At 71.2% G+C, this 11,504-nt stretch carries 10 protein-coding genes and 1 pseudogene; 3 read left to right on the top strand and 8 right to left on the bottom strand.

The genetic code is table 11. The features are described 5' to 3' along the window. Positions 1–463: 463 nt before the first annotated feature. Positions 464–826, top strand: a pseudogene (locus KCH48_RS32450) (MFS transporter); the annotation flags it as partial. 231 nt (positions 827–1,057) lie between these two features. Here KCH48_RS32450 and KCH48_RS32445 read toward each other — a convergent pair. From KCH48_RS32445 to KCH48_RS32425, 5 genes are read right to left on the bottom strand one after another with little or no spacing between them, the layout of a single operon-like run. Then, positions 1,058–1,963, bottom strand: coding sequence for an ROK family protein (locus tag KCH48_RS32445; protein WP_210579586.1), 906 nt, complete (start codon positions 1,961–1,963; stop codon positions 1,058–1,060). After that, a complete protein-coding gene (locus KCH48_RS32440) occupies positions 1,960–3,597 on the bottom strand; it encodes an ABC transporter ATP-binding protein (RefSeq protein ID WP_210579583.1) in 1,638 nt (545 codons plus the stop codon). Before KCH48_RS32440 ends, KCH48_RS32445 begins: the two co-directional genes overlap by 4 nt. Next, positions 3,594–4,418, bottom strand: coding sequence for an ABC transporter permease (locus KCH48_RS32435; protein ID WP_210579598.1), 825 nt, complete (start codon positions 4,416–4,418; stop codon positions 3,594–3,596). Before KCH48_RS32435 ends, KCH48_RS32440 begins: the two co-directional genes overlap by 4 nt. 56 nt (positions 4,419–4,474) lie before the next feature. Next, positions 4,475–5,434: an ABC transporter permease gene (locus tag KCH48_RS32430; RefSeq protein WP_210579581.1), complete on the bottom strand. Its 960-nt coding sequence runs from the start codon at positions 5,432–5,434 to the stop codon at positions 4,475–4,477. A 4-nt stretch (positions 5,435–5,438) separates the two neighbouring features. Further along, complete coding sequence (locus KCH48_RS32425; RefSeq protein ID WP_210579579.1) at positions 5,439–7,181, bottom strand: peptide ABC transporter substrate-binding protein; 1,743 nt, start codon at positions 7,179–7,181, stop codon at positions 5,439–5,441. A 184-nt stretch (positions 7,182–7,365) separates the two neighbouring features. Between KCH48_RS32425 and KCH48_RS32420 the strand changes: the two genes are divergently transcribed. Together KCH48_RS32420 and KCH48_RS32415 are read left to right on the top strand one after the other, a co-directional pair. Next, the gene (locus tag KCH48_RS32420) at positions 7,366–8,562 is read left to right on the top strand and encodes an ROK family transcriptional regulator (RefSeq protein WP_210579577.1); all 1,197 of its coding nucleotides are present in this window, start codon (positions 7,366–7,368) and stop codon (positions 8,560–8,562) included. A gap of 47 nt (positions 8,563–8,609) precedes the next feature. Further along, entirely contained in the window at positions 8,610–10,133 is a 1,524-nt protein-coding gene (locus KCH48_RS32415; protein WP_210579575.1) for a M81 family metallopeptidase, read from the top strand. Here the strand turns inward: KCH48_RS32415 and KCH48_RS32410 are convergent. The 3 genes from KCH48_RS32410 to KCH48_RS32400 are packed head-to-tail and all read right to left on the bottom strand — an operon-like array spanning position 10,114 to position 11,498. After that, on the bottom strand, positions 10,114–10,731 hold the full coding sequence (locus KCH48_RS32410; protein ID WP_210579567.1) for an ATP/GTP-binding protein: 618 nt from the start codon (positions 10,729–10,731) through the stop codon (positions 10,114–10,116). The two genes, KCH48_RS32415 and KCH48_RS32410, sit on opposite strands and share 20 nt — an antisense overlap. Further along, on the bottom strand, positions 10,718–11,098 hold the full coding sequence (locus KCH48_RS32405; RefSeq protein WP_246886203.1) for a DUF742 domain-containing protein: 381 nt from the start codon (positions 11,096–11,098) through the stop codon (positions 10,718–10,720). The genes KCH48_RS32410 and KCH48_RS32405 overlap by 14 nt, the downstream gene beginning before the upstream one ends. Then, the gene (locus tag KCH48_RS32400) at positions 11,079–11,498 is read right to left on the bottom strand and encodes a roadblock/LC7 domain-containing protein (protein ID WP_210579565.1); all 420 of its coding nucleotides are present in this window, start codon (positions 11,496–11,498) and stop codon (positions 11,079–11,081) included. The genes KCH48_RS32405 and KCH48_RS32400 overlap by 20 nt, the downstream gene beginning before the upstream one ends. Positions 11,499–11,504 lie beyond the last annotated feature (6 nt).

The following is an 11,504-nucleotide window of genomic DNA, read 5'->3' as shown; positions in this document are numbered from 1 at the left end:
CGTCGCCTCGCCCCCCGCCCTCGCCCCCTCCCCGGCGGGGCGCCCCGCCCCCCCCCGCCCCCCCCGTGCCCCCGCCCTCCGCGGCCCGCCCTGGCGGGCCCGGCCCCCCCGGGGGGGGGGGGGCCCCCGCCCCGCCCGCACGGGCCCCCCCCGCCTCGCCATGAGGGAAATCGGCACCGCGACGGCCGTCCATGGAAGGAATCCCCCAACTCCCGGCTCTCGCTGGAGCACCCCGGATCTCCACCCGCACGCTGACTCGTGATCCGCCCCGACGCCCCGTACCGGCGGCTCGGGCCGGTGGGTCGACGACGGTGGAGAGGGATTCCGATGACTGCTGAGCGTGTGCTCACACCGACTCCGGCGGCGTACCGGTGGCGGTGGCTGGCGCTCGTCGCGCTGCTGCTCGGTGAGGCGATGAACCGACATCCAGTGGTTCAGGACCGCCTACACCCTGCCGTTCGCGGTGCTGCTGATCACCGGAGGCCGGCTGGGCGACATCGCGGGCCGCAAGCGGTTGTTCGTGACCGGCGTCCTGGGCTTCACGAGCGCTTCGCCGGCCTGTGCCCTGGCGCCCGCGGTAAGGCCGCTGATCGCCTTCCGTGTGGTGCAGGGCGCCGCGGCGGCCGTGATCATTCCGCAGACCATCGGCCTGATCAAGACGATGTTCTCGGGACCCGAGCTGTCCAAGGCGCTCGGCGGCATCGGGCCGGTGATGGGCCTCGCAGCCGTCTGCGGACCCCTGCTCGGCGGCGTCCTCACCCACGCCGACCTGTTCGGCTGGTCCTGGCGGGCGGCCTTCCTGGTGAACATCCCGGTGTCCCTGGTCGTCCTCCCAGCCGGCGGATCGGCCGCGTCCGCTTCGCGGGTGCGCCCGCGCGCCCCGCGCGCATGCGGTGGCCGGCGCCGGGCTCGTCGTCGGTTGCCGCCGAGTCCGTCCGCGGCACTTGCTGTCGTCCTCGAACTCTCCGGCCTTGCCCGCCGTCGCGCCGCAGCCTGTCTCGGGACGCGGCCGACGGATCGTCCGGCGGACTCCGACCGACGTGCCCCGGCGGACCGCCTACACCGGCGTGCCCACCCCCAGTTCCGCCCCCGCCCGGGCCGCCGCGCCGATCGCTGCCGCGTTCTCGCCCAGGTGGGCGGGCAGGACGTGGAGGGGGTGGCCGCTGACGGGGGGTTCGGCGGCGAGGGCGGTGTGGATGGGTGGGGCGAGGAGGGGCCAGGTGCGGGCGACTCCGCCGCCGATCACGCAGGTGGTGACGTCCAGCAGGCCCGCGGTGATCAGCAGCGCCCGGGCCACCGCTGTACCCGCCGTCTCGTACGCGGCGAGCGCGTCGGGGTCGCCGCGGTGGGCGGCCTGGGCGACCTCGCGGGCCGTGCGGGCGCCGTAGCGCGCGGCGATCGCCCGGCCCGAGGCCACGGTCTCCAGGTGGCCCCGGCCACCGCAGGTGCACGGCAGGTCGCCGAAGCCGGGAACGTGGCCGATCTCGCCGGCCGCGCCGCGCGGACCGTCGTACAGCGCACCGTCCAGCCACAGCGCCCCGCCGACCCCGGTACCGAGGGTCATCCCGAGGACATGGGTCCCGCCCACGGCCGCGCCCTTCGCGACCTCCCCGCGCAGGAAGGCGTTGACGTCGTTGTCGAGGAACGCCGGGACACCCAGCGCCCGCTCGACCGCCGCCGTCACCGCGAACCCCGCCCAGCCGCTGAAGGAATCGCTCGCGACGAGGATCCGCCCGGCCCGCGCGTCCACGACACCCGCGGCGCCGACCCCGACGCCGAGCAGCTTCGCGGGCGTACGGTCGAGCAGCCGCCGTAGCGCGTCGAGCGCGGCGCCGATCATCGCCGTACCGCCCTCGGCCGCGGGCGTCGGCACCCCGAGCCGGTCGAGGACGCCGAGGTCCGGTGCGCACAGCACCACCTGGGTGGTCGTCCCGCCGATGTCGATGCCGGCGATCGCCGTCACGCGCCGGCTCCGAGCGCGGCCCTGCGCCGCCGTTGCAGCACCGGATCCGGCACGGGGACGGCCGCGATGAGCCGGCGCGTGTACTCGGTCTCCGGACGCAGCAGCGTCGACATGGTCGGCCCCTGCTCCTCCACCCGCCCCGCCCGCATCACGACGACCCGCCCCGCGAACTCCTGCACCACCGCCAGATCGTGCGACACGAACAGACAGGCGAACCCCAACTCGGCCTGCAACTCGGCGATCACCTCGAGCACCGTCCGCTGCACGCTCACATCGAGCGCGCTGGTCGGCTCGTCCGCCACCAGCAGCCGCGGCTCCAGCACCAGAGCCCGGGCGAGACTCACCCGCTGCCGCTGCCCGCCGGACAGCTCACGCGGCCCCCGCTGCATCAACTTGCCCGGCAGCCGGACGAGTTCGAGTACGTCCGCGACCCGGGCCCGCCGTTCGGTCGCCGTCATACCCCGGCGATGCACCCGCAGCGGCTCGGCCACGCACTCCGCGACGCTCATCCGGGCGTCCAGCGAGGCCACGGGATCCTGGAGCACCAGGCCGATCCCGGACAACAGGGCCCGACGCGCCCGCCCCTTCGTCCTGCCCAGGTCGGTGCCGAACAGGGCGACCGAACCGGAGGTGGGCGGCACCAGGCCCAGCGCCACCCGGGCGGCCGTCGACTTCCCGGACCCCGACTCGCCCACCAGCCCCACCGTCTCGCCCGCCCCGACCGTGACCGACACGTCCTCAAGAGCCCGTACGCCACGACGTCCGCGGCCGAAGTCGACGGTCACGTCCCGGAGTTCGACCACCGCCGCGCCCGCCTCCACCGGAGCCTTCACCTCATCGGGCTCCGTCACCGCCAGCCTCGGCACCGCCGCCAGCAGCCGCCGCGTGTACTCGTGCGTCGGCCGCAGCAGTACGTCCTCCACCGGCCCCGTCTCCACGATCTCGCCCCGCAGCATCACCGCGACCCGGTCGGCGAAGTCGGCGACCACACCCATGTTGTGCGTGACCAGCAGCACGCCGGTACCCGAGTCGGCCGCCAACTCCCGTAGCAGATCGAGGATCTCGGCCTGCACGGTGACGTCCAGCGCGGTCGTCGGCTCGTCCGCGATCAGCAGGTCCGGCGAATTGGCGATCGCCATGGCGATGACCACCCGCTGCCGCTGCCCGCCCGACAACTGGAACGGAAACGCCGACGCCCGCCGCTCCGGCTCGGGAATGCCGACCCGCCGCAGCAGCTCGACCGCCTCGCGGGCCGCCTCCTTGGCGGAGACGGGACGGTGGTTGCGTACGACTTCCGCTATCTGCTTGCCGACGCGGGTCAGCGGATCGAGCGCGGTCGCGGGCTCCTGGAAGACCATGGAGGCGGTACGGCCGCGCAGCCGCGCGAGTTCGGCTTCGGACGCGCTGACGACGTCCGTGCCGTTGATGGTGACCCGGCCCGATGTCCGTGCGGTGCTCGGCAGCAGCCCCATCGCGGCGAGCGCGACGGTGGACTTGCCGGAGCCGGACTCGCCGACGAGGGCGAGGGTCTCACCCGGCTGTACGCACAGCGATATGTCACAGACCGCGGGAACGTCACCTGTCTCGGTGGAGAACGTCACGTCCAGATGCTCGATGTCGAGAATGCCGCTCATCCGCGTCCCTTCACGTCGAAGGCGTCGCGCAGCCCGTCGCCGATCGCGTTGAACGCGCAGACGACGAGGATGATCGCGAGGCCGGGCGGCACGATCAGCCACCAGCGGTCCGCGTACGCCGCCGTCAGACCGGCGGACAGCATGCCGCCCCAGTCTGTCGCCGGCGGCTGTACGCCCAGGCCGAGATACGACACATACGCGACGAGCAGGATCGCGTCGGCGACCTGGAAGGTGGCCGCCACGACGATCGTCGACACGGAGCCCGGCAGGATGTGCCGGATGATGGCCCGGCCGTGCGTACCGCCGGTCGCGCGCAGCGTCAGCACGTAGTCACGGTTCTTGAGCGTGAGCGTTTCCGCCCGCACCAGCCGCGACGGAACCAGCCAGGACACCAGACCGAGCACGACGATCAGACCGACCGTGTCCGGCGTCGTGATCGCCGAGACCACCAGCAGGATGAACAGCGCCGGAATGGCGATCCCCGCGTCCACGACCCGCATCATCACCGCGTCCACCCAGCCGCCCGCATACCCCGCGACCGCACCCCACAGCGTGCCGATCACGGTAGCGAGGAGCCCGGCCGCCAGCCCGACAAGCAGCGACACCTGCCCGCCGTACATCAGCCGCCCGAGCTCGTCGTGCCCGACGGCGTCCGTGCCGAGCCAATGATCAGCGCTGGGCGGGAGGTTGACCTGGGTGAGGTCGGTGTGGGTCTGGTCGGTGGAGTAGAGCAAGGGGCCCACGAAGCAGAACAACAGGAAGAGCACGACGACCAGAACGCCGGCCACGGCGAGCCGATTGCGCGCGAAGCGCGCTGTCAGGGGCGCGGGGAACTGCGCGACAAGCCCCCACCGCCCCGCAGTCTCAGTACTACCGCTCACACCCCACCCACCTTCACCCGCGGATCCACAACCCGCTGAACGACATCCGCAAGCAACGACCCCACAACCGTCGCCACAGAAATGACAAGCACGCACCCCAGCAGCACCGGATAGTCCGAGGACTGCGCCGCACTCCAGAACAGCAGCCCCATACCGGGGTAGTTGAACAGCTGCTCAACAACCAGCGCACCGCCGAACAGCACCGGCACGTAGTACCCGAGCATCGCCACCACCGGCGTCAGCGAGTTCCGCAGCACATGCCGGAAGAGGATCGCCCGCTGCCGCGCACCACCCGCCCGCGCGGTGCGGACGTAGTCCTCGGAGAGGTTCTCCAGCGTCGCCCCCCGCATGTACCGGCTGAACACGGCCACCATGGAGGCGGCGCCCGTGACCACCGGAAGCACCAGCGCGGCCGGATCCGCGAACACCTGTGCCAGCGTGTCCCCTTGGGGCGCCTGGGAGGGGAACCAGCGCAGGGTCTGGGTGAAGAGCAGGATCAGCACGAGACCGAGGAAGTAGACCGGCGTCGAGTACGCGACGAAGCTCAGCGTGGTGATGACGTAGTCCGTCGGCTTGTTGCGCCGCACCGCCTGCCACATCCCGAGCGGGACCGCGAGCAGCAGCCCGACCAGTGCGGAGAGCACGGTCAGCACCAGGGTCTTCGGCAGGCGTTGCTCGATCAGCCGGGAGACCGCTTCGTTGAGGGTGAACGAGGTGCCGAGGTCGCCCTGGAGCAGATTGCCCAGGTAGTAGACGTACTGGACGGGCAGCGAGCGGTCCAGGCCCTGCTCGTGGTTGAACGCGGCGATCTGCTCGGCCGTCGCCTGCGGGCCGAGGATCCCGCGTGCGGGACCCCCGGGCAGTGCGTGCAGCAGACAGAAGACGACGATCGTGACGATCAGGATGACGGCCAGGGCCTGGAGCAGCCGACGGGTCAGGAAGAGGACGGTTTCCATGGCGTCAGCTGGTCCACTTCCACTGCGCCGGGTGGAAGTTGGCGAGCGAGTCCTGGGAGAAGCCGCCGAGACCGTTCTTGACGACCGAGACCTGGTAGACCGGCTCGGGCAGCCAGATCACCGGCAGGTCCTTGGCCAGGGCCGCGCTGTAGTCCTGGATCGCCTGGTTCGAACTCGACGTCGTCGAGGCGGAGATGAGCTTGTCGACCTCGGGGTTGGAGTAGTTGCCGAAGTTCGAGCCGCCCTTGGACTGGAAGAGCGAGTCGCCGGTCGGGAAGGCGTTGAAGTACCAGCTGCCCGCCGTACCGAAGAAGGACAGCTGCCACTTGCAGATCGGCTGGTCGGACGTGCACTGCGGGGTCTGCGACAGCACCGAGTTGACCGGCGCGGTCTTGATGGAGAACTTGATGCCGGTCTTCGCGAGCGAGGACTGGATCGCGCTCATCATGTTGTCCGTCACCGTCGAGCCGGACTGCGACAGCACCTGCATCTCGAACTTCGTTCCCTCGGCGACGCCGTCACCGCACTTCACCGGTTCGGTGCAGGTCATCACGCCGCCCTGCTCGGTCCAGCCGTGCTCGGTAAGGAGGTTGCGTGCCGTGTCCGTGGAGAACGGGTACGGGTTGTTCTTCTGCTCCGGCGCGACGAAGTCGGAGGCCTGTCCCTGCGGGATCGGTCCGTATCCGGCGACCGCCGTGCCGTTGAAGACGACCTTCGCCAGACTCGCCTGGTCGATCGAGTGCTGCACGGCCTGCCGGGCGTACAGCTGCTTGAACACCGCGCCCATCGCCGGGTTGTTGAAGTTGTACGGCATATAGGTGATCGCCCAGCCCGACCACGGCTTCACCTCGTAGCCCTGCGCGGTGAAGCTCTCCTTCTGGTCGAGGTCGGTCGCCTCGATGTAGCCGTAGTCGACACTGCCCGAGCGCAGTGCGTTCTTCTCGGCGTCCGCGGTGGTGAACGGCAGCAGGTTGACCGTGGAGATGCCGGGCTTCTCGCCGCCGTCGTACTTCTTGTTCGCGGTGAGGACGACCTTGCCGGCGGTCGAGAAGGACTTCACCGCGTACGGCCCGCTGATGACCTTCCAGAGCGGGTCGCTCGCGTAGCCGGAGATGTTCTTCGCGGCGTCGTTGAGGTTCTTCCACACCTGTTTGGGGTCACCACCCTTGTCCCACGCGTGCTGCGGCAGCGGGGTGATCTCGCTCAGCTCGTTGGCCAGCATCCACTGGGGGTTGTAGGCCCGGTCGAACGTGATCGTGAAGTGGCGGTCGTCGACGGTCTTGAAGGACGTCCAGGCGTCCGGCGCCTGGCCCGGCGTGTAGCCCGCCCACTCCGCCTTGTTCGCCTTGATGAGGTCGAACCAGAACTGGACATCGCGCGAGGTGATGGGCTTGCCGTCGCTCCAATGCCGGTTGCCGAGCGTGATGGTGACGCTCTTTCCGTCAGCGGCGAAGTCGGCGGCGGTGGCGATGGACGCCTTCTTGTTCCAGGCGATCTTGCCGGTGGAACCGTCGTAGGCGACGAGCCGCTCCCACAGACTGTCCGCGATGGAACGGTTGTTGGTGTTGAGATGCGCCGCCGTGCCGATCGGCAGGATCCAGTTCGGCGTGAAGTTCGCGGGCAGCGCGTAGTTGATGGCGTCGCGTGACGCGGACGGGCTGTCGCTCGCCCCGGAGCAGCCCGCGAGCAGCAACGTGCTCGCGCAGACGACGGCACCGGCGACAAGCCTCGTGCGAGCGGGGGACATGGCTCTCCTCGGCGTGAAAAAAGCGAAGGCTGGGTGGCGGAAGCCAGTCAACGACCGCCAGTGGCGAAGAAACAGACGCGCTGCTGTAAAAAGCCTGTTTCTGCTGTTCTGAAAAAAGTCACGAAGCGGTCGTACGGCCTTACGCTCGTCGCCTCGCACCCCCGGGACGGAAGTAACTCACTCCATGCCTGAAAAAAGCGTGCCGCACCGCCGGACCGCCACGGGCGGCGTCTCCGCGCTCGCCGAACGCGTCCTCGAACTGCTCGCCTCCGGGCAGGCGTCCACCCGCACCGAGCTGGCCGGACTGCTCGGCGCCGCCCCGTCGACGATCTCGCTCACCGTCGGCCAGCTCGTCGCCCACGGACTGGTCGCCGAGGAAGGCACCCGCTCCTCGAACGGCGGCCGCCCGCAGAAGGTGCTGCGCCTCGGCGGCAGCGACGGATTCGCGGTCGCCGCCGAACTCGGCGGCCGGCACGCCCATGTCGGCGTCGTCCTGCCCGGCGGCGGCCTCACCGACGTCTCCACCGTGCCCTTCCCCACGGCCGACGGCCCCGAGTCCGCGCTGCCCGGACTGTCCGAGACCCTCGAGTCCCTCGCCGACCGGCACGGACGGCATCTGCTGCGCGGCGTCGGCCTCTCCCTCCCCGGCCCGGTCGACGTCCTCTCCGGCGTGGTCACGCTCCCGTCCCGGATGCCCGGCTGGAACCGTTTTCCCGTCCGTTCCTGGCTGGAGGACCACTTCGGCGTCCCGGCCGCCATCGAGAACGACGCCAACTGCATGGCCGTCGGCGAGCACACCGTCCAGCCCCCGGAACGCCGACAGTCGATCATGGTCAAGACCGGCACCGCGATCGGCGCGGGCGTCATCGCCGACGGCCGGCTCTACCGGGGCGGATCCGGCGCCGCGGGCGAGATCACCCACGTCCGGGTCGAGGCCGCCCACGACATCCCCTGCTCCTGCGGCAACACCGGCTGCCTGGAGACGGTCGCCTCGGGCGCCGCGCTGGTGCGGATCCTGCGCGAACGGGGCCTCGACGTCGACTCCACCGAGGACGTCGTACGGCTCGCCACCGACGCCGACCCCGAGGCGACACGCGCGGTCCGGCAGGCGGGCCGCTACCTCGGCATGGTGCTCGCCGCCAACGTCAACTTCTTCAACCCCGACGCGGTGTACCTCGGCGGCATCCTCTCCACGCTGGAACCGTTCGTCGCCGCCGTCCGCAGTCAGCTCTACGAGGGCTGCCATCCGCTGGTGACCGAGCACCTGGTCATCGAACGCGCCAGCCTCGGCGCCGACGCGGGCCTGGTCGGCGCCGGCCAGTTCGCACTCCAGCGGGCGCTCGCCCATGCGCTGCACGCGGTCACCGGCGGCCACGCGTGACCCAACAGCAGCTGGGGCCCACCCCGACATCCCGGAGGCACCGAAGCATGACCGACCACCGTCGCCCCACCCCGCGTCCCGTCATCGCCGTCGCCGGACTCGGTATCGAGTCCTCGACCTTCTCACCCGCCCGCACCGAGGCCCCCGCCTTCCACCCGCGGCGCGGCGCCGACGTCCTGACCCGCTACCCGTTCCTCGCGCCGGGGGAGCCCCTGCGCTCCGCCGCCGACTGGCGTGGCGCCCTGGTCGGCAAGGCGCTGCCGGGCGGCACGGTGACGGCGGCCGCGTTCGCCGAGTTGTCCGGTGAACTCATCGACCGGCTACGGAAGTTGGGTCCGGTGGACGGTCTCTGGTTCGACATCCACGGCGCGATGACGGTCGAGGGACTGGACGACGCCGAGGCCGTGCTCCTGGCGTGCGTCCGTGACGTCATCGGTTCCGACGTCCTCGTCTCGACCTCCATGGACCTGCACGGCAACGTCTCCCGTGAGCTGGTCCACCGCTCCGACCTGATCACCTGCTACCGCATGGCCCCGCACGAGGACGCCATGGAGACGAAGGAGCGCGCCGCCCGCAACCTCGTCGACCTGCTGCGCAGTGGTGCGCCCCGCCCGGTCAAGGCGTGGATCCCGGTGCCGGTGCTGCTCGCCGGGGAACAGACCTCGACCCGTATGGAACCCGCGAAGAGCGTGTACGCGGCGGTGGCGGAGGTCGAGGCGACCGAGGGCGTGACGGACGCGGCGATCTGGGTCGGCTACGCGTGGGCGGACGAGCCGCGCAACCGGGCCGCGGTCGTCGTCACCGGACCGTCCGAGCCCGCGGTGATCGCGGGCGCTCAGCGGCTGGCCCGCGGATTCTGGGCGGCGCGACGGGAGTTCGCGTTCGTCGCGCCGACCGGCACGCTCGACGAGTGCCTCGACGAGGCGCTGGCGTCGGCCGCACGCCCGTACTTCATCAGCGACACCGGCGACAATCCCACGGCGGGCGGCGCCGGCGACGTCACCTGGGGGCTCGAACAGGTCCTGGCCCGCCCGGAGTTCAAGGACCCGGGCGGCCCGACGGTCCTCTACGCCTCACTGCCGGGCCCGGCGGCGGTGGACGCGGCGGTCGAGGCGGGCGTCGGCGCCACGGTCACCGTGACCGCGGGCGCCGAGGTCGACGACCGCCACGCCGGCCCGCTCACCCTGACCGGCGTGGTCCACGCGATCCGGCACGGTGACCGGGACGCGGAGGTGGAGGTCGTCCTGCGGGTGGGGAGCGTGCACGTGATCCTCACCCGGCTGCGCAAGCCGTACCACCATGAACACGACTTCACCGACCTGGACTTGAACCCACGGGGCGCGGACGTGGTCATCGTCAAGATCGGCTATCTGGAACCCGAGCTGTTCGCGATGTCGGCGGACTGGAAGATGGCCCTCACACCGGGCGGCGTCGACCAGGACCTCCCGCGACTCGGTCACCACCGCGTACGCCGCCCGCTGTTCCCCTTCGACGCGGACATGCCCGACCCTGACCTCACGGCCCGGATCGTCGCCCCCTCCGACCAGCCGCTCACCGGTCCCGACGAGTGAGACCGCCGTCCCCGTCGGCCTCGACGGCGTCGGCGATCAACTGGTCGATCAGCGCGATCAGTACGTCCCGGCACGACTCCCGCTCCCGCGCGTCGCACAGCAGCACGCGGACGTGCTCCGGCAGGGCCAGGGCGTCCCGGATGTCCTCGGGCGGGTAGGGGTGTTCGCCGTAGAAGCCGTTCACTCCCACGACGAAGGGGATGCCGCGGCGCTCGAAGAAGTCGATCGCGGCGAAGCTGGACTCGGGACGGCGGACGTCGATCAGGACCACCGCGCCCAGCGCGCCGATGGCGAGGTCGTTCCACATGAACCAGAACCGCTGCTGGCCGGGCGTACCGAACAGATACAGCACCAGCCCCCGGCTGATGGTGATCCGGCCGAAGTCCAGGGCCACGGTGGTGGCCCGCTTCTCCTCGATGCCGTGGAGGTCGTCGATGCCCAGGCCCGCCACGGTCAGCGGTTCCTCGGTGCGTAGCGGGACGATCTCGCTGACGGACCCGACCATGGTGGTCTTGCCGACGCCGAAGCCCCCGGCGATGAGGATCTTGACCGTGTCGGGTGGCGCTACCGCCGTGGCGGTGGGCTCAGAGCCGGCCAAGGCCGTTCCTCACTTTCTTCAGCAGGTCCAGGTCCGGGGAGCGAGGGGAGACGGGGTGCGGCGGGTGGGCGGTGATCAGGCCCGCCTCCAGCAGATCGCACAGCATGATCACGACGACGCTCACGGGAAGGTCGAGATGGGCCGCCAGCTCCGCCACGGCGATCGGCTCCCCGCACCGGCGCAGGATCCGGGCCTGCTCCGGCTGCGGGCGGGGCGCCCGCGCCGGCGGCGGATCCACCGCGGTGACCGTCGTGATCAGCGTGAAGTCACCGCGGCTGGGGCGGGTCCGTCCGCCGGTCAGCGCGAAGAGTCGTACCAGACGGCCCGTCGAGTCGTCCTGGGCCACCTCACGCGCCAGGACCGACATTGGCCCGCGGCGCCGCGCTCAGGTGCTCGCCGATCTTCTTCACCAGCATGTTCATCTGGTACGCCACCACGCCGACGTCCGCGCCCTGGCTGGTGAGGACGACGAGATGGGCGCCCGGGCCCGCGGAGGTGAGGATCAGATAGCTGTGCGCCATCTCGATCAGCGCCTGGCGCACCGGGCCGCCGCGGAAGTCCATGCTGACGCCCTTGCTGAGGCTCATCAGGCCCGACGCCGTCGCCGCCAGCCGTTCGGCGTCGTCGCGCAGAAACCCGGTGGACTTGCTGACGACCAGCCCGTCCTCGGAGAGCACGACGGCGTGGTTCACCTCGGCGACCCGCTCCACGAGTCCGGTGAGCAGCTGGTCGAGCTGGGTGTGCGTGGCGGGGGTGGGGCGTGTCATGGCGTT

The organism is Streptomyces sp. GESEQ-4 (assembly GCF_017948455.1).
In the GTDB taxonomy this organism is placed as follows: Bacteria; Actinomycetota; Actinomycetes; order Streptomycetales; family Streptomycetaceae; genus Streptomyces.
Note: the sequence above shows the minus strand (reverse complement) of the source record. Positions and strands in the feature narration are given on the sequence as shown.